Genomic DNA, 26937 nt, shown 5'->3' with positions numbered 1-26937 from the left:
TCGGAGAGGGGAAAGAAGTGAACGAAGTATCGAAGGCCTTGGGTGCAGTCCATCCGTCGCTCGCGAGCCTGCATGGCTTGCCGCTCTACGTCTTTCTTCTGGTTGCGGCCTTCACCGTCATCTTCCTGATTGGATACGCCGTGAAGGGTACCCAAGTCTGGTTGCAGTTGACGGCATCGGTGAAGGCCGTTCGCCAACTAGCAGGCTCCGCCCCCAACCCCAAAAACGTCAACGATATATTCTCGAAGGAGCCGTTCCGGCATCTATGGGAAGAATACGCGCATACGGTGCACGAAGTGCGGCTGGCGGGCTCCGGCGCTACCGCCTCGACCGAATTCCGCGCTACGGTTCCCGCCGAAGCAATGTTCACCAAGGAGGTCTTGGTTGATGGCCGCCTGTTCGATGAGTTCACCCGCCATCTACCAGGCGTCCTCACCGGACTCGGCATCATCGGGACGTTTGCTGGCCTGCTTAATGGGCTCGACAAATTCAAGGTTGACCCCGAGAAAATCCAGAACACGGTTAATGGGCTCGGGCCGCTACTCGAGGGTGTCCAGCATGCCTTCGTGGCATCCGGTTTTGCTATTCTCTGCGCGATGCTGGTGGTCTTCCTCAGCCGCCTTGTCCTTGCGTACTTCTATCGCTTGGCGGAGCAGCTGACTAACGGCATTGATGGCTTGTACAAGACAGGTGCCGGTGAGGAGTATCTGGCACGGCTGGTTAAGTCTTCGGAGCAGAGCGCTGCCAGTACGGCGCAGTTGAAGGACGCTCTTGTCGAAGACCTCCACAAGATGATGACCAACCTTGTTGATCGCCAGATTGCAGCGCAGGAAGCGTCATCGCTGGCGTTAGGCAAGCATATCGGCGAGTCCATCTCGACGGCCATCGCTGAGCCGATGAAGCGCGTCAGCGAAGCGATTGAGGTAACGACTCGCGGTAACGGCGACCAGGTGAACACAATGCTGGAGAACCTACTCACCGGCTTTATGGCGAAGCTGGAGGACACCTTCGGCGGACAGATGCGGGGCATCAACGAGCAGATGCAGAGGTCGATGGACTCGATGGCAGCAGTTCAATCGTCTCTGCAGGGGCTGTTGGCAGACATTAAGCGCACTAACGAGCAGGCCGCCTCGCAGATGAGCGGAACGCTCGAGGACGCCATGAAGAAAGCGGCGGACAACCAGCAACTGCTCACCGACCAGATGCGCGAGTTCGTCCAAGATTTCCGTCGCCTCGTATCTGAAGAACAGAGCAACTCCAAGAAGGCGATGGATGAGGCCGTGATGAAAGTCCTCGGCGAGGTCGCAATGGCGATGGAGGGCCTGGAAGGTGTTCGGAAAGCCTCTGCTGCTGAGGAGGCCGGCCGAAATGAGCGGCTGGCGGCTCAGACGGACCAACTGGTCGGTGGCCTTTCGACACAGGTCGAGTCCTTGCTCGGCACCGTTGCCGACCAAGTTTCCAAGACACAGCGCAACATCGATATGCTTGGCGATGTCTCGTTACGGGCCATCGACGGCATGAACCAGGGGGCCCTGACGATGGGTTCTGCAGCCCAGCGCTTCGAAAATGCTGGAACTGCGGTGACTGGCGTGTTTGAGCGCTCTACCCAAGTGACGGACACGCTGGCTTCGACGGCGGCGTCCCTGCAAGCAGCGTCTACCGCAGTACAGCGCGGGTTCGAGCAGTACGACACCACACGCAAGACAGTAGACACGCAGGTGGCGTCCTTGATGGGGTTGATCGAATCCGTGAAGAAGGAGGCCGGCGTTTCGCAGGAATTGGTCAACAGCATCAAGTCAAGTGCGGACGCCATGAGGCATTCGGAGGCAGAAGCCCGCTTGCATTTAGACCAAGTCAATGCGGCCTTGGTGAAGGCTTTTAGCGACTTTGGCAACTCGCTGGTCAGTCAGGTCAAGTCGACCATCGCCGAGACTGATCGTCACCTTGCCCAGGGCACCGGTCACCTGAACGGTGTGGTGCAAGAGCTGGCTAATGCCGTCCAGCGCATGAAGAGGGCCTGACGTGCTGACACGGCTAGTTCTCAAGAGAGGTACAAAGCACGAGGGGGAAAGTCCGTTTTGGATTTCCTTCTCCGACCTCATGTCCGCATTGATGGTGCTCTTCCTCGTTGTAATGGCCGTGACCTTGGTTTCAGTCACGCAGAGCATTGACGCGGCCACGCGCGCGACCATCGAGCGGACTGCTGCGATCAGCCGCCTGATGCAGATGATTGCTCAGGACCCTAAGAGCACCGGGGTCGGCGTTGACCAACAGAATTTCCGCATCGACCTCGGTAAGGAGGTTCGGTTCGAGAGCGGCAGCTATACCATCAGCACGACAGCGGGCCAGTTTCTCCGCAGCTACATCCCCGTGCTTCTGCGTGCAAAGGACACGGCTGAAGGTCGGCGCTGGATGCGAAGCGTCGTCGTCGAGGGGTTCACCGACGAGGACGGCACCTACCTCTATAACCTTCAGCTCAGTCTCGACCGTAGTCGAAGCGTAGTCTGTTCCCTGTTCGAAAGCAGTGGAGCGGCGGACGGGTTGACATCTGAGCAATTGCGGAAGGTCCAAGAGCTTTTTCTTGTAGGAGGCTACTCGTTCAACTCTATTAAGACGGACAAGGCCGAAAGCCGCCGAGTTGAGTTCAAGATTGACTTTTGGGGATTGGACGAACAGGTGCCGAAGGGAAGCGATGTCCTGAAAGGGAAGGAGTTTGGCCGGTGCTAGCTACGTCTGCTCTTCAGCGATTGAGTCTTGACTTGGCTACGTCGATGGCAGCAATGGGCCTGCACGACGGGGAGTTCGGGAAACCAGAATTGATCGAGAAGCCAACGCGAGAAGCAGAGCAACTGTTCCAAGGGTTTGCGAAGGCCAAGCCCAGCGAGGAGGACGCTTACGCCGCAGCACGTACATTTGTGCGTGGCCAACCGCTCGACACATGGCAGCGTGACCTTGTAGCCTCTGCGGTGGCGGAGCCCATCCGCGAGCAGGCTGGCGCAATGGCTCTGGCCTCCAAGCAATTTCCTGCGTTACTTGCCTCTTACGAGGCTGAGGCGAAGCGCGGAGAGCTGTGGCGTTTGACTTGGCACGGACTCCTATACTCGTACTTCCACTTCGATCTTGACCGAGGTCTGGACGTCTCGACACATGCGGGATGGGAAGCGCTTCGCGCTTTTCTTGAACGCACGTGGCCGTTGATTGACCGCCAAGCGAGCAAGGACCTGGTTCCGGACTGGGTCAATGTCCTTCGGCACGAAGCCGAGGTACTCACTTCACGGCCGGTCGAGAAGTATTCGAGGGCCTATCTGCGTGGTGAGACCGAGGCCACGGACCGTCTGGCAGCGGACCTTGGCATCCCCCCGTCTAGCTGGTTCTGGCATTCACTGGTTCTTGGGGCAGTCCACGGGGCTGCAGCCGCGGTGGACGTCGAGTTCCGCAGGCTTATTCCGCAACTCATCAAGCTCATCCAGAGCAAGCCCGGCTTCCGGGACGATGCCGTCGAAGTCATCCTTATCCGCTATCACGGTTGCAAGGGAGCTCCGCCGGACGAGACGCTGCGTGATTTCGTGTGCCAACCGACGGTTTGGAGGAATCCGAAGCTCAAGGCTGCAGGTATCGCAACGGCTTGGAACCGCGTATCGGACCCCGTATGGCAAATGGTGCTCGGCTGGGTCAACGAGCGCAACCTCAAGGACTTCTTCGACATCCTGGCAGCGCGGAACAATGCCGATGAGGGGCGGTTGGCCTTTTGGTCGAAGTACATGAAGCAGATTTCCTGGACCCGTCTGGTATTCGGCACTGACACAATGGCGCTGAAGCGGACCAACGCCGGCGTTCGTGAGCTCATTGCTCGGGAAGAAGGCGCTTACGCCCAGCTCACTAGCAAGCCTGAGGTCGACGCTTTCATGATGAAGTTGGGCCCGTATCTCATCGTCGAGTTCAGCAAGAAGCCGAACGCCTGTTACGTCTATCGGGCCGACCAACTCCCGTTCGAGCCTTATTCGCGCCACTACGAGGGAGGCTCTTCCGACTTGGGTGCTGGCTACCGAAATGGTTGTGCACTGCGCATTATTCATCGGGATGGCTGGGCATCCCGAGCAGAGCAGGAACTTCGACAACTGGGGATTATTCCCGATGTCGCGGGATCGAGGCGGGTTGCGGCGAGTTCACCTCCGGATACGACCACCAGCACGGGACGCATGTCTGAAGTTGGAGATCGCTCGGGGTCGAATGCAACGATCAGAGCGACGAATTCGACTACTGGCGGACCTGATATGGGTCGACTTAAAGCAGTCATCGACCAGTTCCGGGGAGCGTCAATCGACGATCGGCGGAAGTCGTCAAATGGAGGGCGTCTTTGGATCGAAGACCCACTTCAGCGTGTGCAACTGGCGGCTGAACTGAAGGCACTTGGATTCAAGTGGGCAAACAGTCGCGAGGCTTGGTATTACCCGGAGACCTGATGGGCCTGTTCGATTTTCTCAAGCGTTCCAAGACAGCCAAGTCTTCGGAACCAACACTCAAGACAGCCTGGACCGATGCAGGCGTACGGATTGAGTTCGCACACGAGCTCACGGAGCCGACTCCAGAAGGACTGCTTGATGCCATTCACGAGGCTGGAGCGGAGGACACCGTGCTTGGTGCCTACCTTGTCCAGTTGGCTTCTGACGGTCGGTGCCAGTTGGCGGTTGCCAGCGCAACCATCTCCTGGGCTGACATCTTTGCTCTGCAGATCTCGGCTGAGCACGTCGGTGCCCTGAAGCTGCTCGAACTCCCTCCACAAGGGCCACTCAGGCCGGTAATCGACGGCGCCGGCACATTGTCCTCCGATGACTTCGACCTTGAGATTTCTGGGTGGTCTGATGGGACCCGACCGGTCTCGGTAGATCGGTTGCAAGGTGCAGTTGCTATTGTCGGTGGTCGACCGCAGATGCTCTCTCCATGGGCATGGTCCACGGTCATTGAGATTGCCGCTCTGCGCACTCGGCCGACCAGCGAGCGCAACCAACACTCCCAGGAGCTGGCTTGGGGGCGCATTCGCCGTGCTGCCGACCAAGCTGGAGCGCTTTACGCTAACCCGTATCTGGAGACAACGCTGGTCCTCACTCCGGACAGCCTCCGCTTGCCATTGTCTAGCGAAGACACACCATTTGGCCGGGTCCTGACGGTCTCGCCGACATTCGAGGGCGCACCGGACGGCTGGCTCACTGCCTTTGACGGCTTTAACTCAGTGCAGCCGCACTATGATCTGACGCGAGGTCCCGGTCGCGTGCGCGTCGTCATCTCCGAGCCGGTGCGAAAGGTTCTTTCGATTATCAAAAGGGAGATGCCGGGCCGAAAGGTTGCTGGCGTCAAGGCAGAGAAGTTCATCCACAACCCCTTCGCCTTTCTTGGGGACGGCGCACGTGAAGTTCTGAAGGAGGACGAGTTCGAACATGACCGTGCCAAGGCTGGACCAGTGGCAGCGGTCTTTAGCATTGTCGGTAGAACAGACCAAGGTCGCGTCAACACGGTTGACCTGTTGGTGACGGAGCACTTCGGAGATGGCGCGTCTCGTACAAACGGCTCGACGTTCAAGACCCCGAGTGAGCTCGATGGGTTTCTGCAGGATCTGAGGTCTGCGCTCGAACAAGACAGGGAGCGCTTTCCGTGGGATGAGTATGACCTGACCATCGACGCCGAGTCGACGATTCAGTTGGAACAAGGCCTGCAGTTGGCGCATTTGTGGCGCACACAACCGGCTGAGCGCATCAACTTCGAGGACGTCTATCAGCTCGATGGGTATAGCAGTCGCATCGAAGGTATCGGAGTCGCCAAGCCTATCTACGTGCCCGTCTTCCAGCGCGAGAAGAAGGACGGTGACGATAATTCAGGTTGGCTCCCATCCGACCTGATTCCAATGGTGAAGGTGACCCTTCAAGGTCATGAAGGACAAGTGGTCATCCCCCTCACGAAGGAGTGGGTGAATGAGTTCACCCGACAAGTTGAGGAAGCAGAGAAAGCTGGAGCTTCCGAGGTGCGAAACACGAGCCTGCCGACCGCCGTGTCGACTGGGCAGGCTCGGACGCTCGCAGATGGGTTCAACTCCATGCTCGGCAAGCAGGATCGGGTTAAGGTCGAGGGGGAGTCCAAGGGCAAGAAAAAAAAGGGGCCTCGGGAGACGCTCTTGGTCAAGACGAACTTCCACGGCGTCGACTACCTGGAAGAGCGCCGTGAGTCACTGGCCTTGCCTGAAGGATGGACAGCGCAGTTACCGAGATGCCTGCGCCCCGGCATCGAGCTCAAGAAGCACCAACTCTATGGGGTTGCGTGGTTCCAGCACCTGATGTCGAAGGGGCCAGCAGAGTGCCGAGGTGCACTTCTCGCTGACGACATGGGACTGGGAAAGACTCTCCAACTGCTTTCCGTGCTCGCTTGGTACTACGAGTTCAACCCGAATGCGGCTCCATCCATCATCTTCGCGCCGAAGAGCTTGCTTGAGAACTGGGCGAATGAAGCCCGAAAGTTCTTTAACGAATCCTTCCCCGAAGTGCTCGTTCTGTACGGCGACAAACTGAGTGACCGTAAGCAGCCGCTTGGACTCATCGACAGCCAGTTGCAGGACAAGGGAATTGTCGAGCTGCTTAAGCCAAACTGGGCAGGCACGGCCAAGGTCATAGTTACGACATACGAAGTGCTGACCTCGTACGAGTTCTCGCTGGCCAAGCAGCCGCTTGCGCTTCTCATATGTGATGAAGCCCAACGCATTAAGACGCCTGGCACGATGGTGACCCTCGCCGCGAAGAAGCTGAAGGCTGACTTCCGCATCGCTTGTACAGGGACCCCTGTAGAAAATTCCCTTGCCGACCTCTGGTGCCTGTTTGACCTAGTTCAACCCGGCCTGCTTGGGGCCCTGGAGGACTTTGGCAAGAGCTACCGTCGCCCCATCGAATGTGAGACCGACGAGCAGGTTGCTTCGATGAAGCGACTGCAGGCGGCGATTGCACCACAGACGCTGCGACGAACCAAGGCCGATATCGCTGCTGATCTGAAGAAGAAGTTCTTCGTGGTGAAGAAAGCTGGGGCGGACGCGCTTCAGTTCAAGTCAGAGCTGGCCGAGCAGGAACTCCTGGAAATCGCCATCACGGACCATCAGCGCATCCTTTACAAGGGGGGATTGAAGAAGCTCCAGGATGCAGCCAACGAGTCCAACGGCCGCAAACGTGCGCAACTCTCCTTCGGTGCGCTCCACCTGATGAAGGCTGTCTGCGCCGAGCCCTATTGCCTTCCCGGAACCAAGTTCCTTGTGGACAAGTCTGGGCGCGAAGCACACCTCTCGAATTCGCCGAAACTGGCTTGGCTACTCGAACGCCTCGACGAGGTCCGGAAGGCCGGCGAAAAGGCCATAGTCTTCACTGAGCTTCGTGAGGCGCAAGCCGCGCTGTACTACTTCTTGAAAGAGTCGTTCGGATTGCGGCCATTCATCATCAACGGCGATTCTCAGGGCCGCCAGGCGTACATCGACAAATTCACCGCCAAGGAAGGATTCGACGTCATCATCCTGTCGACCCTGGCCGCAGGTGCCGGCTTGAATGTGACTGCCGCGAACCACGTGTTCCATTTCACGCGCGCTTGGAATCCCTCAAAGGAGTCGCAGGCGACGGACCGGGCGTACCGCATCGGCCAAGAGCGAGATGTGTTCGTGTATTGCCCAACCGTGGTCGCAGACGACTTCCCCACCTTCGAAGTGCGGCTGGACCAGCTCTTGAAGCGAAAGGCCGGATTGGCTGGTGCCACGCTCGATGATGGTGGTTTGACAGCGATGCTCAACGGCTCAGGCAAGGATGCGTCTTTCAAGGAACTGGTCGGAGACGGGACAGTTGGGGAGGCTCTGCCGGAGCGTCGCCTCACGATGGAGGAAGTTGACCGTATGGACGGGGATAGCTTCGAGGTTTTCTGTGCTCTGCTTTGGCAGAAGCAGGGATTTCAAGCGACCGTCACGCCAAAGCGTGGGGGCGACGGCGGCATCGACATCGTCGCCTTGAAGAAACGAGATGGCGAGCTCATCCAGTGCAAGAGTTCGAAATCCGCAGAACTTGGCTGGGATGCCGTTAAGGAGGTGGTGGCAGGTGCGGCGAGATACCAGGCAAGGTTCCGCGGCACCCGATTCCGCAGGATTGCTGTGACCAACCAAGGGTTCACGTCTGGAGCAAGGGAGCAGGCAGCAGCGAACCAAGTGGAACTTGTGGTTCGCGAGCGCCTAGCTGAGCTTCTTAACCTGTACCCCATAACTAACTACGAGTTCGACGACGCCTTGCAGGATGCGGCGACGATGGTTGAATTGATAGTTTGAGCGAGTTCGTGGGCGGTTTTTCAGGCAGCCTCAGAGCGAGGCGATGCGGCGTCCGAATTTTCAGGGATTGAATAGGCGGCAGGGCTCGGGGCGCTGCTGGGGGCACCGCCGATTCAAGGTCGTGAAGATATGGGGGCATCTGGCCATCTTGAGGTGCGCTCCTTCTTGCACGACAGGAAACAGATGGATTTGTTCTATTCTGATCCCCGCACCAGATCGCAGTTCGACGTGCATCGATGACGTCCCGAAACCCGTGAAAGCGTCAGGCTTCACGGTTTTTTTATTGCGGCCGCATTCAGTGCTTTCCGCGTGTCGCGTATTTTTGAACGTGCACGACCCACTCGACGAGATCATCAACGCGACTGAAGCTTGAATCCCTCGCCACCGATACCGGCCCGGTCCACCGCCGCGATGCGGTTGCGCCCCTGATCCTTGGCCTGATAAAGCTGCGCATCCGCCAGGTTGATGAACGCCGTGACGTCGATGTTTTCGGTCGGCACCACGGTGGCGACCCCGAAGCTCGCGGTGACGCGCTGCTGGTGCGGCGAGCGCAGATGCGCGATGGATTCCTCCGCGATCAGCGTGCGGCAGCGCTCCGCGATACGCACGGCATCATCGGCGTGGGTGTCGGCGAGCACGAGCGTAAATTCTTCGCCACCAAACCGGCCCAGGAACGCGTTCGGGCCGGCGGCTTCGCCGAGCACGCGCGCCAGGCGCTTCAGGCATTCGTCGCCTTGCAGGTGGCCGTAATAGTCGTTGTACGACTTGAAGAAATCGATGTCGATCATCACCAGCGAGAGCGGTTTTCTCGATGTCGCGGCGCTCGCCCATTCGCGCGCCACGACCGTGTCGAACATGCGACGGTTGCCGATCCCGGTCAAGCTGTCGGACAACGAGAGCCGCTCCAGTTCGCGCTGGAGTTCCGCGACTTTTTCCTCGGTCCGCTTGCGTTCGCTGATGTCGAACATGAAGCCGATCAGCGCGTCGACCTCACCATTTTCCTTGCGCACGACGTGAACCACGTCGCGAATCCATACGTAGCCGCCGTCCGCGGTCAGCGCGCGATAGTCCGCCTCGTGATCCGCGCCCGCTTGCGACTGCGCGACGCAAAAATTCACCACGGCGTCGCGGTCTTCCGGATGCATGCGCGCGGCCCAGTCCTCCACCGTTTTCCATGTGGACGGCGCGTAGCCGAGCAGCTTTTCGATCTGCGGGCCGATGTACGCGAACTGCATCGTCGCCCAGTCGATCTTCCAGGGGATCGCCCGGGTCGACTCGAGCAGCGTGCGATACACGGCGGGGTTATCCTCGCCGGGCTGGCTTCCGGGCGAGGCAAGGCTCTCTTCGTGGCGCAGAAATGCAGCTTGAAGCGGGCTGCCGGCCGGGTCTTTCTCTTCGTGGCTCATTGTGGTCGTTCAATACCGTGAAAATATTTTATCGGCCGGTACGGCGCTGCCTTGAATGGCCGCGGCCCGTGCAGGGAAGGCGGCTTCGATGCGCTTTGCACGAAAGCCAGATGCCCGGCCGGTCGGGGGAGGTCAGTCACTGTCGGTGCCGCGCATGTTGCCATCGCGTTCGGGATCGGGGGCGATCAAGACATGGCACAACTCGTCGAATTCCTTATCGCTAATTGATTTGACGAATTCAACCGTGATTTCTTTCATGGTTAGCCTCCGATCGGTACTCTCTCAGGTGCCACAGGAATGACGGCGTAACGAGCCGATTGGTCGGGGGGAGGTCACACGGGGAATGTCGTTCAGCCGATTGCTTGATCGGCGACCAATGTCCGCCGCTGATCAACACACCAGTCTGGGCATCCTGGCTACCGAGATTCGCCGAGTTCGGAGCACGCCTTCACTGCTCAGCGAGAAGATCGAACGCCTCGTCGATGTAGTGTGTCAACGGATGTGCCGCTTCATCCCGCCGCCAGTTCTCCTTGGCGAACCTGAGCGTACCCATCGCCATCATCGCGGTCAGGCGCAAGGCCGGCCGCCGGGCCGGATCGGGCCATCGTTCGTACATCGCCTCGGCCAGCACCTCCTCCAACTGAACGTGAAGCGCTTCCTTGCGTAGCCGAAGCGTTTCAATCGACCGCAAGATGCGATCCGCCATGACGGATTCCTTGGTCTCATACATTGAGGCCAGGATCAGGAAGGTCTTCCGGGCGGCGTCCATCGGCCGCTGCTTCGGTGATTGCTCCAGGAAAGTCGGGCGCAGAAGGCGCGGGATATTGCCGCTCTCATGCGCCAGCAGGACATCCTCTTTCGACTTCAAATAGGAGAAGAACGTGCGCCGCGAGATGCCCGATGCCGCCGCAATGGCATCGAGCGTCGTCGCCTCGTAGCCGTTTTCCACGAAGAGCCTGAGCCCCGTTCGGGCGATCAGATCGAGGGTCAACTGACGCTTGCGTTCACGCAGGTCGTTCTGGGTGTTCTCTATGTCAATCATCGTTGTCACTCTGACAGCCGCCGAGATACGGCATTGTCTAATCGGTACGTGAGCTTTCCGCCCACCGGATTATGCCGTAGCCACCCCCCGCCGCTCTGGCGCGGATCGCTGACGAACGAACAGGTGTCGCAACGACGGCCGCCAGGCCGCACGAACGCCACTGACTTCCGAAGCGCGTCGCCACGCCCGGACGCCGTTCCTCGGAGGGTCGATTGCCCTTGACGAATTTGCACTCAGTGCATATATTGCACTGAGTGCAAATTTATTGAGGAGTCGATAACATGGCGTCGTCGAAGGTTTGGTTCATCACGGGGACATCGAGAGGATTTGGCCGTGTCTGGGCGGAGGCTGCGCTGCAACGCGGCGATAGGGTGGTTGCCACGGCACGCGACGTGGGGGCGCTCGATGAGCTCGTCAAGGCTCATGGCAATGCGATTCTGGTGCTGCCGCTCGACGTGACGAATCGCGATGCGGTGTTTGCAGCGGTCGGTCAGGCCCATCGGCATTTCGGGCGTCTGGACGTCATCGTCAGCAACGCCGGCTATGGCTACATGGGCGCCATCGAGGAGTTGGAAGCCGAGCAGGCCAAAGCCAGCTTCGACACCAATGTGTTTGGCACGCTATGGGTCATTCAGGCCGCGCTGCCGATCTTGCGGACACAGCGCAGCGGGCATCTCCTGACGGTGTCGAGCATCGGCGGCGTGATCGCTTTCCCGACGGGGGGCACGTACACCGCCACCAAATTTGCCGTCGAGGCCATCTCGGAAGCACTCGCGGCCGAAGTGGCTGCATTCGGTATCAAAGTCACGATCCTGGAACCAGGCCACTTCACCACCGGGTTTCGCGCAGCGGTGCAATCCCCGCCGGCCATCGACGTCTACAACCCCATCCGCCAGGCCATACGCTCGTCGTTCAAACCCGAGGATTTTGGCGATCCGGCGGCCACCGCCGCGGCGATCTTCAAAGCCGTGGACGCGGATGAACCTCCGCTTCGCCTGGTGCTCGGCTCGACGACGATCGCGAAGTTCAAGGCCGCCTACCAGGCGCGCCTCGGCAACTGGGACAAATGGGAAGCCGTATCCAACTCGGCGCAAGGCACGCAGCACGCGTAATCAAGCCGTTCCGGAACGTTCGATCGAAGCCTTGAACGCCGTTCCGAATTCCAATTCATTGAAACGATCCACCGCCATGACCCTCTCGCTCAAGCCGCTTTTTGCGGCGGCCCTGATCAGCGCCGCGCCGTTTGCTTGCGCGTTCGCGGCCGACACCTATGCCCTCGACCCGGCCCACACGCAGGCGATCTTCACGATCGACCATCTCGGCTTCTCGACCATCACAGGCTCGGTTCACGAGCTTGAAGGCACGCTGCTGCTGGACACGGCGAAGCCGGAACACAGCACGGTCGCGGTGACCCTGGGCGCGGACAGCGTCGACACGGGCTTTGCCGCGCGCGACAAGGTGTTGCAGGGGCCGATGTTCTTCAACGTCGCACGGTTTTCAACAATGACGTTCAAGAGCACGCACATCGAGATGACGAGCGCCAAGACGGCGGACATCCAGGGCGACTTCACCTTGCTCGGGATCACCAGGCCGCTGGTCCTCAAGACCACGTTCAATCGACGGGCGCAGGATACGAACGGAACGAACGTCTACAAGGCCGGCTTTACCGCAACCACGACGATCAAACGTTCCGATTTCGGCATGAAGGCCTATGTGCCCGAGGTGGGCGATGAGGTGCGCGTCACCATCAACTTCGAGGGAATCAAGCAATAATCCAGCGATGCTTGCCGACCGGGAGGGACCGAAGATGAAACTGCTGCTGCTGGGCGCGACAGGATTGGTGGGAAGCCGAACCTTGAAGCTGGCGCTGGCCAACCCGGCGTTTTCCGAGGTGATTGCGCCAACCCGGCAAGCGCTGGCGCTGCATGACAAACTGCTGAACCCGGTCGGGCCGCACCTGGAGGCGCTGGTTCCAACGCTCATGTCGCATCGACCCGACGCGGTGATCTGCGCATTGGGAACGACCCAGGCAAAGGCCGGTTCGAAGCAGGCGTTTCGTCATGTCGATCACGCACTGCCCGTTGCAATCGGCGAAGCCGCGCATGCCGCCGGCGTGAAGACCTACGCGATTGTCACCGCCATGGGCGCATCGGCGAATTCCATGAGCTTCTACTACCGGACCAAAGGCGAGGTCGAGCGAGACATCCGGAACATCGGGTTCCAATCGCTCACGATCTGCCGCCCCAGCCTGATTGGCGGGGAGCGACATGAAGCAAGGCGTGCCGAGCAAGCCGCGCTGACACTGTTTCGACTGCTCGCCCCGATCCTGCCGAAAAAACTTCGGGTCAATCCAGCGGAGGCGATCGCGGCTTCGTTGCTCGATGCCGTCATTGCGGCAAAGGTGGGCTGTCGTTGGATTCATGCGGAAGCGATGAACTGAATCTCATCGTCGCCCCGATTTCCTGCGGCCTTTCGCTTCCAGCGTGGCCAGTTCCTTGGCATCCAGGACATATTCATTCGACCCGGCCAGCCGCTCCACGGTCAGATCGACAAACGCACGAACCCGTGACGGCTGCGCCGTCCGGCTGCCGTAGTAGACGTGAACGCCCATGTGGTCCGTAACATGGTCCGCCAGCAGCGGCACCAACTGCCCCGACCGAATCAACGGCGCCGCCGACAACCCGGACAACAAGCCGATGACATGACCCGCGAGCACCGCTTCGGTCTCGAGCTGGGCGTCGTTGGTCGAGAGCGTCGGGGAGAGGTCATGGGAGATCACTTCCCCACCCACCTTGAGAAGCCAGGGCAGCACGCGGCCGCTTCCGGGGTGCCGGAACACGCTGCATCGGTGCGAGGCCAGTTGTTCGATCGAATCGGGGGCGCCGTGCCTCGCCAGATACGCGGGGGCCGCACAAACAATCAACTGCATGGCGAACAGCCGGCGAACGGCCACGCCATCCTCGGGCGCCGAGCCAATCCGGAAGCCGACATCGGCCCGGTCCTGCACCCAGTTGCCGATGCGGTCGTCGAGCTTGATGTCCGGCTCGACATCGGGATGGCGGTGACAAAACGCGTCGACCAGGGGCCACAGCAACGGCAGGAACGCGTATCGGGGCGCGACGATGCGCAGCGGGCCGGCAATCTCGTCCTTGGCGGTGCGAATCCGATCGACCACACGTTCCAATGCCATCAAGGCCGGTTGAGCGGCCTCGAGGAACTGCTGCCCTTCGTAGGTCAGTGCAATGCTGCGGGTCGTTCGATGGAGCAGGCGCACGCCGAGGCGCTCCTCGAGGTTCGCGAGCGACTGGCTCGCGGCTTGCGGACTGATGCCTTGCGCGGCGGCAGCGCGCCGGATGCTGCCGAGTTCGATCGCCTTCGAAAAGGTCTCGATGGCGCGAAAGTCGATGAGGGACATGGGGTGCTTCCTGAAAGGTGTCGGCGGGCAGTGTCAACTTTAACTTGATAATGGATCAACACGTACACGGCTAGTGCTTTGACAATGCGCTCTCCACAATGGGGCCTCACCGATCAACAGGAGCGTTCCATGAGCGACAACATCCAGGGCAAGGTCATCGTCATCACGGGTGCCAGCAGCGGTCTCGGCGAGGCGGCGGCGCGCCGCTTGAGCGCGCGGGGGGCGCACGTCGTGCTCGGCGCGCGGCGTGCCGAGCGTCTGCAGGCATTGGCCGAAGCGTTGAATCACCCGCAACACCGCGCGCTGGCCGTTGCCGCCGACGTCACCGTGCGCGACGACGTCAAGCGTCTCGTCGACACGGCGGTGGACGCATTCGGGCGCATCGACGTGATGATCAACAATGCGGGGCTCATGCCGCTTTCGCCGCTGGAACGACTGAAGGTCGATGACTGGGATCGAACGATCGACGTCAATCTGAAGGGCGTGCTGTACGGTGTCGCGGCGGCGCTGCCGCACATGCAGCGCCAGAAGGGCGGACAGTTCGTCAACGTGGCGTCGGTGGCCGGCCACAAGGTGATGGTCAACGGGGCTGTCTACAGCGCGACCAAGCATGCCGTGCGGGCGCTGTCCGAAGGGCTTCGGCAGGAGACGAAACCCTGGAATATCCGCACCACCATCGTGTCGCCGGGTGCGGTGGACAGCGAGTTGAAGGGCAGCGTGACCGAGCCGGACATCGCGCAAGGCATGCGCGACTTCTATCAGGCCCATGCCATCTCGGCCGATTCCTTCGCGCGTGCGGTGGCCTTTGCCATCGAGCAACCCGCCGATGTCGACGTGAACGAGATCGTGTTCCGGCCAACCCGCCAGATTCCCTGATCAGTACTCCGGATCAATCACGCGATTCGCATCAACACGGTACGCCAGGGTTCCCGGGCGATCACCGATGACAAGGGCAACCATGCCCAGGTCATGATCGACGCCGTTCCGTTGCCTCGACGTCGAGGTCGCAGCAGGAAACGATCCCGCGCCTGGCGTTCATGTGGTCGTGTTGTCTGTTGCCATGCCGCATCTGTCGCGTGCGTGAGATTGATCCGGAATTTTTTATTTGATGCATCTGCCCTCGGTTGACCGTCGTATCTGAAACGTGAAGATGGCGGGGTCATCCATGATCTCGACTGCTTCACGTCAGCGTGCGCGATCGTCCGGCAACAGGGCGTGGCTAGTCATGCTTGCTTCGGCGTACCGCATCTCCATTGCTTCGATCTGAGTAGAGGGGAACGACCATGCAAGACAATCAATCGGAAGCCGTTATCGAGGTCTTCAATCGACGTGCCGAGCGGCGACAGGAGCGCCGCCAGTTCTTTAGGAATGCAGGCGGATTGGCATTGGGCCTCGCAGGCGGAACGCTGATCAGTGCATGCGGGGGCGGTTCGGGTGACGCCGCGCTGGCCAGCTCCGCACCGACCGATGCCGAAATCCTCAACTTCGCGCTCAACCTCGAATATCTCGAAGCGCAGTTCTATACCTATGCCACCACGGGCAGCGGCTTGCCGGCTGGCATGACCACGGGTGTCGGCACGATGGGGAACGTCATCGCGGGGCAGCAGGTGCCGTTCCAGGATCCGCTGGTCAAAGCCTATGCAAACGAAATCGCCATGGACGAGCGAGAGCATGTCAATTTCTTGCGGACCGCGCTCGGATCCGCCGCGGTGGCTCAACCCTCGATCGACGTCGGTGGCGTCGATCCCAACGGCGCGTTTTCCGTCGCGGCCCGCGCGGCCGGCCTGGTCGGTGCCGGCGCGGTATTCAACCCCTATGCAAGCGACAACAACTTCTTGCTCGGCGCATTCATCTTCGAAGATGTCGGCGTGACGGCATACAAAGGGGCGTCGCCGCTCATCACCAACAAGACCTTTCTCGAGGCGGCCGCAGGCATCCTCGCGGCCGAGGCGTATCACGCCGGGCTGGTGCGCACGACGCTTTATGCAAAAGGGCTGGACACATCGAGCCTCATCAGCGCGGCAAATGCGATCTCCGCGGCGCGCGGAAGCCTGGATCATGTCGGCAGCGATGATCAGGGCATTTCCGGCAGCACGCCCGGCACGTCGAACATCGTGCCGCTCGACGCGAATGGGCTGGCGTACAGCCGCAACTATCCGAACGTGCTGAACATCGTCTACCTCACCAGTACCGCAGCCGGGAAGGGCGGCTTCTTTCCCAATGGCGTCAACGGCACGCTCAACATGAGCGCCTGACTATCGCGCAGTGAGCCGGGAGTGCCGAGGCGCCACCACGAGCACTCCCGATCCGGTTGTAAATCGTTCGGAATTCGAATCATCGAATGCATTGGCGGAGGGGCCATGAACGAAAGCGCGAGCCGCGTGGCGGTACCACCGAGCCGGACGTTGACGGAAAGAACGCAATTCGATATCCATGAAGCATTGGCCGGCCGGCGAGGGCGGGCGCGGACGGCAATGTCGTGTGCGGGTCCAGCCGTCGTCGCCTCCATTGCGTATATGGACCCCGGCAATTTCGCGACGAATATCCAGGCCGGGGCGGGATATGGTTACACGTTACTCTGGGTGGTTGCCTCTGCAAATATCGTGGCGATGCTGTTCCAGGCGCTCTCGGCAAAACTCGGAATCGTGACCGGGCGGAATCTCGCGGAACTCTGCCGTGAACATTTGCCGCGTGGCATGGTGTTCGGGATGTGGGGCTTGGCCGAGCTCGCGGCAATGTCGACCGACCTGGCCGAATTCGTCGGCGGCGCCATCGGCGTTTCACTGCTTTCCCATCTACCCATGCTGGCAGGCATGTCGATCACCGCAGTCGTCACGTATGGCCTGCTGCAATTCGAGTCGAAGGGTTTCCGACCACTTGAATTGCTGATCGCTGCCCTGGTCGGCGTAATCGGGATGTCGTACCTCACCGAGTTGCTGATTGCACCTGTCCAATGGTCTGCAGTACTGATACATACCGTGCGGCCGAGCATCCCGGACCATGCGGCGCTGACGATCTCGGTGGGAATTATCGGGGCCACGGTCATGCCGCACGTTCTCTTTCTGCACTCTGGTTTGACTCAGAATCGCGTGTCGGTGGCCAACGACGACGAGCGCGCACGGCTGATCACGTTTTCCAACCGAGAAGTGATGATCGCGCTTGGCGTGGCCGGCCTCATTAACATGGCGATGGTCGTCATGGCATCGAGCGCCTTCCATGATGGTCACGCCGACATCTCTACTATCGAGAACGCTTGGCAAACGCTGACCCCGTTGCTGGGTGGCGCCGCGGCCACGCTCTTTCTCTGCGCATTGATTGCGTCGGGTATCTCGAGTTCGGTCGTCGGGACCATGGCGGGGCAGATGGTGATGCAAGGCTTTACCGGGTGGCGCATTCCGGTCTGGCTGCGGCGGCTCCTGACGATGGTGCCGGCCTTTGTCGTCATCGCGGCCGGTGTCGACTCGACGCGTGCGCTTGTGCTGAGCCAGGTCATGCTGAGCATTGCGTTACCGGTGCCGATGATCGCCCTCGTCTGGTTCACGTCTCGGCCGGATGTGATGGGACGATTTCGAAATCACATGGCGACGAACCTTGCTGCCATGGCCGGCATGGTCGTGGTTTTGTCGTTGAACCTGGTTCTGCTGTTCGAATTGTTCTCCGAATGAGGCGCTGGAATTCATGCGGTCAATGGGGTGAGCCCGAGGGCTCGCCGCGTTGCGCGTCGAGTCGCACGATCTCTGCCCCGACCTGTCGAGCGGGCGCCGCTTGCCGTTGCATCCGCAGGGCATGCGGGCACGCCGCACGGTGAATGCGCTTGACGTTGAGGAGGCCTGTCCAGCCGCGCGACGAATTACGCCGTTGCGTACCCGAGCGCCTGCAACGCGACGATGCACGCCTCGCGATCCTGCGCATGGTTGCCGCCCGAAATGCCGAGCCCGCCGATCAGCTTGCCATCGATCGAGATGGGAAACCCGCCGCCCACCGGCGTCAGCCGCGGACGATGCTGAAGATAAGCCGCGCCGGGCTCTTTCAATACCTCGATCCAGACGTTCGTGTCGATGCCGAACGTGGCGGCGGTCCATGCCTTGTCGATCGCAATGTCGGCAGCCAGGAACGAACTATTGTCGGTGCGCTCGAACGCACGAAGGTGGCCGGCCGGGTCGGTGATCGCGATGGCCGGCTCGAAGCCGATCGCCTCGGACGCCTTGCGCGCGGCATCGATCAGCGCGGCGGCAGCTTCGCGCGTGATCACGGAGGTGGTGAAGAACGGAGGGGGCGTGGTGGTCATGTCGGGCTTTGCAAGGTGAGGGACGATGACGCATCGAGCGATGCCGCTCGATGCGCGCGGGTGTGTCGAACGCGTTGAACGAGAAACCGCGCCGCGCATCAGCGCGCGGCGAGCACGGCCTTGCCGATCATGCCGCCGGTTTCCACCCAGGCATGCGCCTGCCTGAGGCCGGCGGCGTCGATGCCGTCGATGCGGCGCGTCATGGTGTGCTTCAGATCGCCGCGATCGACGAGTTCCGCAACCCGGCGAAGCAGCGCGTGCTGACGCGTGAGCGTGGCGGTTCCGAAGATCGACCGCGTGAACATCAATTCCCAGTGGATCGAAATCGATTTGGACTTGAACGCCCGGATGTCGAGGCTGTCCGGATCGTCGATCAGCGCAAACTTGCCTTCGGGGCGAAGCACGCCGGCGATCTGTTTCAGATAGCTCGCGCTGTCGTTCAGCCCCACCACGTAACTCACCTCGTCGATCCCGAACGCCTTCAATTGCGGCGCCCAGTCTTGCCGATGGTCGAGCACGTGGTGCGCGCCCTGGGCGCGTACCCAGTCGCGGCTGGCGTCGCGCGACGCGGTGCCGATCACCGTCAGGCTGGTCAACTGCCGAGCGAGTTGAGTCAGGATCGAACCCACTCCGCCGGCCGCGCCGACGATCAGCAGCACGCCGTTCTCGGTGGGATCGGCGGCATGCGCCTGGAGGCGGTCGAACAGCAGTTCCCACGCGGTGATCGCGGTCAGCGGCAGCGAGGCGGCTTCGGCGAAATCGAGCGTGGTCGGCATCGGGCCGACGATGCGCTCGTCGACCGCCTGCAGTTCGCTGTTGCTGCCGGGCCGCGTGATGTCGCCGGCGTACCAGACGCGATCGCCCGGTTTGAAGCGCGTGGCGAGCGGGCCGGCGGCGCGAACGATGCCGGCCGCGTCCCATCCGATCACGCGAGCGGCCCCTTCGGGCACGTCGCCGCGCTGGCGAATCTTGGTATCGACCGGGTTCACGGACACGGCTTTGACTTCCACGAGGAGGTCGTGGTCGCGCAGCGCCGGCGTCGGCAACGCGATGTCTTCCAGCGCTTGGGGGTGCTCGATGGGATGGTTCTGGTAGAAGCCGACAGCTTTCATGAAAATATCCTGCGGATAGGGGCGGGCAACGTGGAAGCCTTGACTGGCAAGGCTTTCAGCGTCATTGGGTGATGTCGGGTTTGATGGTATCGTTGGCGGATATTCGGAAAAACACCCGAAATGACCAAATACTTTCGTTAATTCGACGAAAATGATTCGCCTCGACGACGTTCAGATTTTTGTCCATACGGCCGAGCTGGGCAGCTTTTCGGAAGCGGCGCGGCAGCTCAATATCGCGCCCGGCCATGCGAGCGCATGCGTGCAGCGGCTGGAAAAAGCGCTGAATGCGCGCTTGTTCACGCGCTCGACGCGCAGCATGCAACTGTCCGATGCTGGCGAACGTTATCTGCCGCACGCGCGCTCGATGCTCGGTGCGCAGATGCAGGGCGAACAGGCCTTGTCGACCGGGCGCGCGGTATTGAGCGGCCCGTTGCGCGTGTCGGCGTCGTCCGACTTCGGCCGCAACCTGTTGCTGCCATGGCTGGATGAATTCCAGCATCGGCATCCCGGGCTCTCCTTGCAGGTGCGCATCAGCGACCGTTCGGTGGACCTCGTGCGGCAGCCGCTGGATATCGCCATCCGCTACGGCGCGTTGCCGGATTCGTCGCTGCTGGCGATGTCGCTGGTGGACGGCAATCGCCGTGCGCTGTGCGCGGCGCCGTCGTATATCGAGCGTCACGGTAAGCCGGCGAACGTCGAGGATTTGCGGCGACACAATTGCCTGCGCTTCGTGTGGAGCGAGCAGGTGCATGAACGGTGGCGGTTCACGCTGCCGGGTGGCGATCGCACCGTGGCCGTGACGGGCAACCGCATCAGCGACGATGCCGATGCGGTGCGGCGCTGGGCGATTGCCGGGGAAGGCCTGATCTACAAGTCGCGACTGGATTTGATTCCCGATCTGGCGGCCGGCCGGTTGGTCGAACTGCTGCCGCATGATCACTGCGAGCCATCGCCTTTGCATCTGCTGTGCGCGCATCGCGCGCAACTGACCCCGGTCATCACGCAACTGCACGGTTTCCTGCGGCAGCGGTGTGCGGCGTTGCGCGATAGTCATCCGGTGCTCGGCGCCGGGTGAGCCGCGCCGGGTGACGTCGGTCGATGCGTGATCCAGTAAAGGTATCAATCCATTCAGTGATTGAAATGTACGGGCATCGATAATCTTTCTAAAGTCGTCTTCATTATCTAGGAGACGGCACGATGACCCGATATACCCACCAGGAACTGCGCGACACCTTGAGCGCAGGCCTCCTTTCCTTTCCGATCACGCATTTCACCCCCGACTACGCATTCGACGAAGACGCGTATCGCGCGAACCTCGAATGGCTGTCCCGTTACCCGGTGGCCGGGCTTTTCGCTGCCGGCGGCACGGGCGAATTCTTCTCGCTGACCGCCGCCGAGGTTGATCGGGTCGTGCGGGCCGCGGTCGAAACCGTCGACGGCAAGGTGCCGATCATCGCGCCGGCGGGCGGCGGCACGGCTCAGGCGATCGAGCATGCGCAGGCAGCGGAGGCGGCCGGCGCCGACGGCATCCTGCTGTTCCCCCCGTACCTGACCGAATGCGATGCCGCCGGCGTCGCCGCGCATGTGATCCGCGTGTGCGAGTCGACCCGCCTGGGCGTGATCGTCTACAGCCGAGCGAACGCGATGCTCGACGATGTGGCCGTCGCGCAGATCCTCGAGCGGTGCCCGAACCTGATCGGCTACAAGGACGGCGTGGGGGACATCGACCGGATGACGCGCGTCTACAACCGCTTCGGCGATCGCCTGACCTACATCGGTGGCCTCCCGACCGCCGAGACCTATGCGCTGCCGTATCTGGAGATGGGCGTCACGACTTACTCGTCGGCGATCTTCAACTTCCTGCCGGAATGGGCGTTGAGCTTCTACGCCGCCGTGCGCGCCCGCGATCACGCGTTCATTCAGCGCGAACTGCACGATTTCGTGCTGCCCTATACGCTGATCCGCAATCGCCGGGCCGGCTATGCGGTGTCGATCGTGAAGGCAGGCATGACGGCGGTCGGCCGCTCCGCCGGCCCGGTGCGCACGCCGCTTGCGGATCTCAAGGACGACGAACTCGCGTTGCTCAAGAACCTGATCGGGGCGCGTCGGTGATGCGGGCGCTGACAGGCAGCATGTTGATCGGCGCCGACGCCGTGCGCGGCGAGACCGGCGAGCATCGCGCGACCGATCCGGCCAACGGCGCGGTGCTCGAACCGGCCTACGGGCTGGCCGGGACGGCCGAGGTGGAGCAGGCCTGCGCACTGGCGTGGCAGGCGTTCGACGCCTATCGCGAGACGACGTTGCAGCAGCGCAGTGCGTTTCTGCAGGCCTGCGCCGACGAGATCGATGCGCTGGGCGACTCGCTGATCGAGCGCGCGATGCAGGAAACCGGCTTGCCGCGCGGGCGGCTCGAAGGCGAGCGCGCGCGCACGACGGCGCAACTGCGTCTTTTCGCCGATGTCGTGCTCGATGGCGGCTGGCTGGAGGCGCGACTCGATCCGGCGCTCCCGGCGCGTACGCCGCAGCCGCGCAGCGACTTGCGCCAGCGTCACATTCCGATCGGGCCGGTGGCGGTATTCGGTGCGAGCAATTTCCCGTTGGCGTTCTCGGTGGCGGGCGGCGATACGGCGTCCGCGCTGGCGGCCGGCTGCCCGGTGATCGTGAAGGCGCACAACGCGCATCCGGGCACGGCGGAATGGGTGGGCGGCGCGATTGGGCGTGCGGTGCAACGCACCGGCATGCCGGCCGGAACGTTTTCGATGCTGTTCGGCTCGGGCCGTCAGGTCGGCACCGCGCTGGTGGCCGACCCGCGTATCAAGGCCGTCGGATTCACGGGCTCGCGCAGCGGGGGAACCGCATTGATGAAGGTGGCGGCGGCCCGCGCCGAGCCGATTCCGGTCTATGCGGAAATGAGCAGCATCAATCCCGTTTATCTGCTGCCCGGCGCGTTGCGCACGCGCGCGGACGCGCTCGGGCAAGCGTTCGCCGCGTCGCTGACGCTCGGCGCCGGCCAGTTCTGCACCAATCCCGGCCTGCTGCTGGCGGTGGCGTCGCCCGATCTGGAGCGCTTTGTCGCGACGGCTGCCGCCGCGCTCTCGGGCAGCGCCGCGCAAGTGATGCTGACGCCCGACATCAGTTCGGCCTACGACGCCGGCGTCGCCGCGCTGCTGGAGCATCCGGCGGTCACCGTCCTGGCGCGGGGGCTGCCCGGCAGCGGACCGAACCGATGCCGCGCCGCGTGGTTCGCGACCGACGCCGACGCCTTCCTCGGTAGCGACGCGTTGCAGGCGGAAGTCTTCGGTGCGTCGTCCCTGCTGGTTCGTTGCCGCGACATCGCGCAGCTCATGGCGCTGACCGAGCAGTTGGACGGCCAGCTCACCGCGACGTTGCAGATGGACCCGGACGACACCGAGATCGCCCGTGTGCTGGTGCCGGTGCTCGAACGCAAGGCCGGCCGGCTGCTCGCGAACGGCTGGCCGACCGGCGTCGAAGTCTGCCATGCGATGGTGCATGGCGGCCCGTATCCGGCGACCTCCGACAGCCGAAGCACGTCGGTCGGCTCGCTGGCGATCCGGCGTTTCCTGCGCCCGCTCTGTTACCAGGATTTCCCTGCCGAGCTGCTGCCGGCGGCGCTTGCCGACGACAACCCGTTCCAGCTTCGCCGGCTGGTCGACGGCCAGACGCGCCGCTAGTTCACCGCCACCATCCGGGCGGCCCATGCGGTCGCTCGCCGGGCCGCCACGCCTTGCGGGGTGGCCCGGTCCGGCCTGTTCCGCCGCATTCCGCGGCACGCAACCGATCGTCCAATCAACAGAGGGAGGCGGTGAAGCACACGCAAAATTGAAATATATTTTGTACCGTTGATGTTTACGATGATATATTTTTTAACTAAATACCGAGCAATATATAAACATAGACGCATGTCCACGATCATCGAATCGTCGGCCGCGGGCAGCCGGTATTGGCAGAGAAGAGAGGAGACAATGAGAACAGTTGACGCTTTTGTTTCGGACACGCTGGACTCGGCCGCGATCACGCCGACGCACGTCAAGGTGATCGCGCTCGTCGCGGCCGGCTACTGCCTGGATGTCATTGACTATGCAATTTTCGGTTCCTTCATTCCCGACATGCTGCACCAGCATTTCGCCACGCAGGCCCAGCTCGGCTGGGTCGGGGGTGCGCAGTTGTTCGGGCTGGCGATCGGCACGTTCGCGCAGGGCCAGTTCACCGACCGGTTCGGCCGCAAGGCCGTGTATCAGTTCAATCTGCTGCTGTTCGGCCTGGCAACGATCGCCAGCGCACTGGCGCCCAGCGTGATGTGGCTGATCCTGGCGCGCTTCGTGTCGGGGCTCGGGCTGGGGGCGGAGCAGCCCCTGGCGTTCACCTATGCGGGTGAATACGCGCCGAAGGACATCCGTGGCCGGATTCTCGCCCTGGTGCACTTCATCGGCGGCGCGCTGGTGTGGCCGCTGGCGTTCCTCGTCACGCTGTACTTCCGCGAGTCGATCGGCTGGCGGGGGATCTGGGGGGCGATCGGCGTGGCGGCGCTGGTGCTGTTCGTGCTGCGTTTCGCGCTGCCCGAATCGCCGCGCTGGCTTGCCGCGAAGGGGCGTGGCCGCGAGGCGCTGGCGATCCTGAAGAAGATGGGGCTCGGCGAACCGGCCGAAGAGCTGGCCGACGTGGCGCACGACACGAAGGCCGACCCGTTCGTGATGGTGTGGAAGCACTACCGGGTGCGCCTGCTGGCCGCGATGGTCTGCTTCAGCGCGTTCTTCTGCGTGACGATCGGGCTCGGCACCTGGCTGCCGAACATCATGAACAGCCAGGGCTTCACGATCACGAAATCGCTGTCGTACACGTTCGGCATGACGCTGGCCGCACCGTTCGCGAGCCTGTTCATGATGTTTGCGCTCGACCGGTTCGGGCGCCGCCGCACGGCCTTCATCACGTTCCTGTGCTCGGGGGTGTTCGCGGTGGCGTTCGCCAATGCGGGCACCAATCTGCAGTTGATGGCGGCCGGTTTCCTGATGATCTTTTTCTACCAGGTGGGCGGCAACACGATGCAGATCTTCGCGTCCGAGGTGTTCCCCACCGAGGCGCGTGCGTCGGGCTTCGGCATGGCCGCGGGCATCGGACGTCTCGCGACCGCGGGGTTCGTGCCGGCGCTGCCGCTGATCCAGCACGGGTTCGGTCTCGGGGCGGTGTTCGGCTGCATCGCCGGCTTGATGGTGATCGCGGCGTCGGGGCTGCATCTGATCGGGCCGGAGACGCGCCAACGCTCGCTCGCGGAGATCGCCTGAATGCCGCTGAACCGCACGCCGCGGATGTTCTGTTCCAGTGACTTGACGAGAGGTTGACGATGCATCCCATTTCCCGTTCTTCGAACGTGACCTTCCTGGGCCACACCGACCAGGGCAAGCGCCCGGACGGCGTTCAGATCATGGTGGATCGCGGCCATGCCTATATCGGCCACATGTTCAGCGACGGCATTTCGGTGATCGACGTCGGCAATCCGAAAGCGCCGAAGCCGGTCAACTTCATCGCCTGTGCGAAGAACACGCGTGCGCATCATCTGCAACTGCATGACGGCCTGCTGCTGGCGGTCAACAGCGCGAACGTGTGGGCGCTGCAGCAATACAAGAGCCAGGACGACTATTTCACGAATGCGATCGACGACAGCTTCACGCGTCGAGAACGGCCGTTCGAGGCGGGGCTGCGGATTTACGATGTCGGCTCGGACCCGGCCAACCCGCGTGAAATCGGCTTCTGCCCGGTGGGCGGCATCGGCCTGCATCGGCTCTGGTGGACGGGCGGGCGCTACGCCTACGCGTCCGCGCATCTGAGCGGCTACTCGGATTTCGTGCTGGCGATCTTCGACGTGGCCGACCCGACCAAGCCGACGCTCGCCGGCCATTGGGCGCTGCCGGGCATGCATCGCGATGGCGACGAAACCCCGGCCTGGCCCCCGGGCAAGCGTTGGGCGCTGCATCACGCGATTCCCGCTGACGGCAAGCTGTACGGCGCGTGGCGCGACGGCGGGCTGACGATCCACGATCTGTCCGATCCGGTGGCGCCGAAGCTGCTCAGTCACACGGTGATGTCGCCGCCGTTCGCGGGCGGCACCCATACGCCGCTGCCGTTGCCGGGGCGCGGGCTGGCGATCATCGCCGACGAGGCGATGAGCTCGAACTGCGCCGCGGGGCTGGCGCATACGTGGGTGTTCGACGTGCGCGAACCGGGCCGGCCGATCTCGATCGCCACGCTGCCGCAGCCGGAGGAACTGAACTACTGCGCGGTCGGCGGCAAGTTCGGCCCGCACAACCTTCACGAGAACCGTCCCGGCGCGTTTCAGAGCGAAAACCTGATCTTCGCGACTTGGCATAATGCTGGCGTTCGCGTGTTCGATATTTCCAATGCTTTCAGGCCGCGCGAGGTCGGGCATATCGTGCCGGGCGCGCCGCTCGAGGTGGTGGACATCCGGCCGGGCGCGGTGCAGGTCACGCAGTCCGCCGACGTGTTCGTCGACCGCAACGGGCTGATGTACATCACCGACACGAATGCAGGCCTGACCATCGCGCAGTTCGAGGATATTTGATGTTGCCTTCGCAAAGTTCCAAACCCGCCACCAGTTTCACCCGCACGAGCGCCGTCTATCGGGTGCTCCGGCAGGACATTCTGTGCGGCAAGCTGACCCCGTCGGCCAAGCTCCTGATCGACGAGATCAGCCAGCGTTACGGCGTGACCAGCACGCCGATACGCGAGGCGCTGAATCAGCTCGTGATCGAAGGCTTCGTGCAGAAGGTGGACCAGAAGGGATTTTTCGTGGCACAGGTATCGCGGCGCGAACTGGTCGAGCTGACCAACACGCGCTGCTGGGTCGAGACCGTCGCGCTGCGCGAGGCGCTCGCCCACCGGACGATGAAATGGGAAGAGCAACTGATCCTGGCCGGGCATCGGCTTTCACGAACCGATCGCTCGGCCAATTCGGAAGTGTTCGAGGAGAACGCGCCGTGGGAAGACACGCACAAGCAGTTTCACATGGCGCTGCTCGCCACGTGCCCGTCGCGCTGGTTGCTGGATTTCTGTTCGTTGATGACCGACCACGCGGCGCGCTACCGCTTTTTGTCGATGAGCCTCGCGTATCCGGCACGTGACGTCACGAACGAGCACAAGGCGCTGATCGACGCGGCAATCGACGGGCCGCCGCAAGGTGCGATCGACATGCTGGTGGCGCATTACCGCGCGACGGCCGACATCATCCTGCAATCGAATCTCGATTTGCCGGAGTAGACGAAGCAATGCCGGCCGGGTGCTTCGACCCGGCTGGCAACCCTGACAACGC

22 protein-coding genes are annotated in these 26937 nt (G+C 62.2%); 16 read left to right on the top strand and 6 right to left on the bottom strand.

The genetic code is table 11. The features are described from left to right. The first annotated feature begins 17 nt into the window (after positions 1 to 17). The 4 genes from zorA to ACYP33_RS07485 are packed head-to-tail and all read left to right on the top strand — an operon-like array spanning position 18 to position 8332. Positions 18 to 2021 carry an anti-phage ZorAB system protein ZorA gene (gene zorA / locus ACYP33_RS07500; RefSeq protein ID WP_459620743.1) on the top strand — a complete coding sequence of 668 codons (2004 nt, stop codon included), beginning with the start codon at positions 18 to 20 and terminating at the stop codon, positions 2019 to 2021. 1 nt (position 2022) lies between these two features. Next, positions 2023 to 2727, top strand: coding sequence for an OmpA/MotB family protein (locus ACYP33_RS07495; protein ID WP_459620741.1), 705 nt, complete (start codon positions 2023 to 2025; stop codon positions 2725 to 2727). 44 nt (positions 2728 to 2771) lie between these two features. Beyond that, positions 2772 to 4463: an EH signature domain-containing protein gene (locus ACYP33_RS07490; protein WP_459620739.1), complete on the top strand. Its 1692-nt coding sequence runs from the start codon at positions 2772 to 2774 to the stop codon at positions 4461 to 4463. Continuing rightward, the gene (locus ACYP33_RS07485; protein WP_459620738.1) at positions 4463 to 8332 is read left to right on the top strand and encodes an SNF2-related protein; all 3870 of its coding nucleotides are present in this window, start codon (positions 4463 to 4465) and stop codon (positions 8330 to 8332) included. Before ACYP33_RS07490 ends, ACYP33_RS07485 begins: the two co-directional genes overlap by 1 nt. A gap of 353 nt (positions 8333 to 8685) precedes the next feature. Here ACYP33_RS07485 and ACYP33_RS07480 read toward each other — a convergent pair whose 3' ends face one another. From ACYP33_RS07480 to ACYP33_RS07470, 3 genes are all read right to left on the bottom strand, one after another. Further along, positions 8686 to 9738 (bottom strand): GGDEF domain-containing protein, encoded by a 1053-nt coding sequence (locus ACYP33_RS07480; protein ID WP_459620736.1) that lies wholly within the window; start codon positions 9736 to 9738, stop codon positions 8686 to 8688. A 132-nt stretch (positions 9739 to 9870) separates the two neighbouring features. Beyond that, positions 9871 to 9996, bottom strand: a complete 126-nt coding sequence (locus ACYP33_RS07475; protein ID WP_459620734.1) for a hypothetical protein — start codon at positions 9994 to 9996, stop codon at positions 9871 to 9873. Positions 9997 to 10186: 190 nt separating this feature from the next. Next, a complete protein-coding gene (locus ACYP33_RS07470) occupies positions 10187 to 10780 on the bottom strand; it encodes a TetR/AcrR family transcriptional regulator (protein WP_459620732.1) in 594 nt (197 codons plus the stop codon). Between the two features lie 281 nt (positions 10781 to 11061). Between ACYP33_RS07470 and ACYP33_RS07465 the strand changes: the two genes are divergently transcribed. The 3 genes from ACYP33_RS07465 to ACYP33_RS07455 all read left to right on the top strand — a co-directional run bounded on the left by ACYP33_RS07465 (position 11062) and on the right by ACYP33_RS07455 (position 13220). Further along, positions 11062 to 11892 (top strand): SDR family NAD(P)-dependent oxidoreductase, encoded by an 831-nt coding sequence (locus ACYP33_RS07465; RefSeq protein WP_459620730.1) that lies wholly within the window; start codon positions 11062 to 11064, stop codon positions 11890 to 11892. Positions 11893 to 11968: 76 nt separating this feature from the next. Continuing rightward, positions 11969 to 12553, top strand: coding sequence for a YceI family protein (locus tag ACYP33_RS07460; protein ID WP_459620728.1), 585 nt, complete (start codon positions 11969 to 11971; stop codon positions 12551 to 12553). Positions 12554 to 12587: 34 nt separating this feature from the next. Next, the gene (locus tag ACYP33_RS07455) at positions 12588 to 13220 is read left to right on the top strand and encodes an NAD(P)H-binding protein (protein WP_459620726.1); all 633 of its coding nucleotides are present in this window, start codon (positions 12588 to 12590) and stop codon (positions 13218 to 13220) included. Between the two features lie 3 nt (positions 13221 to 13223). Here ACYP33_RS07455 and ACYP33_RS07450 read toward each other — a convergent pair whose 3' ends face one another. Continuing rightward, positions 13224 to 14195 (bottom strand): LysR family transcriptional regulator, encoded by a 972-nt coding sequence (locus ACYP33_RS07450; protein ID WP_459620724.1) that lies wholly within the window; start codon positions 14193 to 14195, stop codon positions 13224 to 13226. A gap of 129 nt (positions 14196 to 14324) precedes the next feature. On the opposite strand from ACYP33_RS07450, the gene ACYP33_RS07445 reads away from it, so the two are divergent. The 3 genes from ACYP33_RS07445 (at position 14325) to ACYP33_RS07435 (ending at position 17860) form a co-directional block, all read left to right on the top strand. Further along, positions 14325 to 15071: an SDR family oxidoreductase gene (locus ACYP33_RS07445; protein WP_414450012.1), complete on the top strand. Its 747-nt coding sequence runs from the start codon at positions 14325 to 14327 to the stop codon at positions 15069 to 15071. Between the two features lie 407 nt (positions 15072 to 15478). Beyond that, a complete protein-coding gene (locus ACYP33_RS07440; protein WP_459620722.1) occupies positions 15479 to 16450 on the top strand; it encodes a ferritin-like domain-containing protein in 972 nt (323 codons plus the stop codon). A 105-nt stretch (positions 16451 to 16555) separates the two neighbouring features. Next, positions 16556 to 17860: an Nramp family divalent metal transporter gene (locus tag ACYP33_RS07435; RefSeq protein WP_459620720.1), complete on the top strand. Its 1305-nt coding sequence runs from the start codon at positions 16556 to 16558 to the stop codon at positions 17858 to 17860. A 185-nt stretch (positions 17861 to 18045) separates the two neighbouring features. Here the strand turns inward: ACYP33_RS07435 and ACYP33_RS07430 are convergent, their stop codons facing one another. Both ACYP33_RS07430 and ACYP33_RS07425 read right to left on the bottom strand, forming a co-directional pair. After that, a complete protein-coding gene (locus ACYP33_RS07430; RefSeq protein ID WP_414444396.1) occupies positions 18046 to 18483 on the bottom strand; it encodes a GlcG/HbpS family heme-binding protein in 438 nt (145 codons plus the stop codon). A 98-nt stretch (positions 18484 to 18581) separates the two neighbouring features. After that, entirely contained in the window at positions 18582 to 19595 is a 1014-nt protein-coding gene (locus tag ACYP33_RS07425) for a zinc-binding alcohol dehydrogenase family protein (RefSeq protein WP_459620717.1), read from the bottom strand. A 151-nt stretch (positions 19596 to 19746) separates the two neighbouring features. Here ACYP33_RS07425 and ACYP33_RS07420 point away from each other — a divergent pair, with 151 nt between their 5' ends. The 6 genes from ACYP33_RS07420 (at position 19747) to ACYP33_RS07395 (ending at position 26885) form a co-directional block, all read left to right on the top strand. After that, a complete protein-coding gene (locus tag ACYP33_RS07420) occupies positions 19747 to 20670 on the top strand; it encodes a LysR family transcriptional regulator (RefSeq protein ID WP_414450007.1) in 924 nt (307 codons plus the stop codon). Positions 20671 to 20792: 122 nt separating this feature from the next. Next, the gene (gene kdgD, locus ACYP33_RS07415) at positions 20793 to 21707 is read left to right on the top strand and encodes a 5-dehydro-4-deoxyglucarate dehydratase (protein WP_414450006.1); all 915 of its coding nucleotides are present in this window, start codon (positions 20793 to 20795) and stop codon (positions 21705 to 21707) included. A 20-nt stretch (positions 21708 to 21727) separates the two neighbouring features. Continuing rightward, the gene (locus ACYP33_RS07410) at positions 21728 to 23287 is read left to right on the top strand and encodes an aldehyde dehydrogenase (NADP(+)) (protein WP_459620714.1); all 1560 of its coding nucleotides are present in this window, start codon (positions 21728 to 21730) and stop codon (positions 23285 to 23287) included. A 291-nt stretch (positions 23288 to 23578) separates the two neighbouring features. Continuing rightward, positions 23579 to 24895 (top strand): MFS transporter, encoded by a 1317-nt coding sequence (locus tag ACYP33_RS07405; protein WP_414450004.1) that lies wholly within the window; start codon positions 23579 to 23581, stop codon positions 24893 to 24895. A 59-nt stretch (positions 24896 to 24954) separates the two neighbouring features. Further along, positions 24955 to 26190 carry an LVIVD repeat-containing protein gene (locus ACYP33_RS07400; RefSeq protein WP_414450003.1) on the top strand — a complete coding sequence of 412 codons (1236 nt, stop codon included), beginning with the start codon at positions 24955 to 24957 and terminating at the stop codon, positions 26188 to 26190. Further along, positions 26190 to 26885: a GntR family transcriptional regulator gene (locus ACYP33_RS07395; protein ID WP_414444403.1), complete on the top strand. Its 696-nt coding sequence runs from the start codon at positions 26190 to 26192 to the stop codon at positions 26883 to 26885. The genes ACYP33_RS07400 and ACYP33_RS07395 overlap by 1 nt, the downstream gene beginning before the upstream one ends. Positions 26886 to 26937: the final 52 nt, after the last annotated feature.

This window comes from Burkholderia sp. 3C (assembly GCF_054589155.1).
The sequence above is the reverse complement of the archived record's forward strand: the minus strand, read 5'-3'. Positions and strand labels throughout refer to the sequence as shown.

Coding starts and splice junctions, on each gene's coding strand:
- ACYP33_RS07490 (WP_459620739.1), top strand. CDS start 2,772: ATGGCAGCAATGGGCCTGCACGACGGGGAGTTCGGGAAACCAGAATTG.
- ACYP33_RS07485 (WP_459620738.1), top strand. CDS start 4,463: ATGGGCCTGTTCGATTTTCTCAAGCGTTCCAAGACAGCCAAGTCTTCG.
- ACYP33_RS07480 (WP_459620736.1), bottom strand. CDS start 9,738: ATGAGCCACGAAGAGAAAGACCCGGCCGGCAGCCCGCTTCAAGCTGCA.
- ACYP33_RS07475 (WP_459620734.1), bottom strand. CDS start 9,996: ATGAAAGAAATCACGGTTGAATTCGTCAAATCAATTAGCGATAAGGAA.
- ACYP33_RS07470 (WP_459620732.1), bottom strand. CDS start 10,780: ATGATTGACATAGAGAACACCCAGAACGACCTGCGTGAACGCAAGCGT.
- ACYP33_RS07465 (WP_459620730.1), top strand. CDS start 11,062: ATGGCGTCGTCGAAGGTTTGGTTCATCACGGGGACATCGAGAGGATTT.
- ACYP33_RS07460 (WP_459620728.1), top strand. CDS start 11,969: ATGACCCTCTCGCTCAAGCCGCTTTTTGCGGCGGCCCTGATCAGCGCC.
- ACYP33_RS07455 (WP_459620726.1), top strand. CDS start 12,588: ATGAAACTGCTGCTGCTGGGCGCGACAGGATTGGTGGGAAGCCGAACC.
- ACYP33_RS07450 (WP_459620724.1), bottom strand. CDS start 14,195: ATGTCCCTCATCGACTTTCGCGCCATCGAGACCTTTTCGAAGGCGATC.
- ACYP33_RS07445 (WP_414450012.1), top strand. CDS start 14,325: ATGAGCGACAACATCCAGGGCAAGGTCATCGTCATCACGGGTGCCAGC.
- ACYP33_RS07440 (WP_459620722.1), top strand. CDS start 15,479: ATGCAAGACAATCAATCGGAAGCCGTTATCGAGGTCTTCAATCGACGT.
- ACYP33_RS07435 (WP_459620720.1), top strand. CDS start 16,556: ATGAACGAAAGCGCGAGCCGCGTGGCGGTACCACCGAGCCGGACGTTG.
- ACYP33_RS07430 (WP_414444396.1), bottom strand. CDS start 18,483: ATGACCACCACGCCCCCTCCGTTCTTCACCACCTCCGTGATCACGCGC.
- ACYP33_RS07425 (WP_459620717.1), bottom strand. CDS start 19,595: ATGAAAGCTGTCGGCTTCTACCAGAACCATCCCATCGAGCACCCCCAA.
- ACYP33_RS07420 (WP_414450007.1), top strand. CDS start 19,747: ATGATTCGCCTCGACGACGTTCAGATTTTTGTCCATACGGCCGAGCTG.
- kdgD (WP_414450006.1), top strand. CDS start 20,793: ATGACCCGATATACCCACCAGGAACTGCGCGACACCTTGAGCGCAGGC.
- ACYP33_RS07410 (WP_459620714.1), top strand. CDS start 21,728: ATGTTGATCGGCGCCGACGCCGTGCGCGGCGAGACCGGCGAGCATCGC.
- ACYP33_RS07405 (WP_414450004.1), top strand. CDS start 23,579: ATGAGAACAGTTGACGCTTTTGTTTCGGACACGCTGGACTCGGCCGCG.
- ACYP33_RS07400 (WP_414450003.1), top strand. CDS start 24,955: ATGCATCCCATTTCCCGTTCTTCGAACGTGACCTTCCTGGGCCACACC.
- ACYP33_RS07395 (WP_414444403.1), top strand. CDS start 26,190: ATGTTGCCTTCGCAAAGTTCCAAACCCGCCACCAGTTTCACCCGCACG.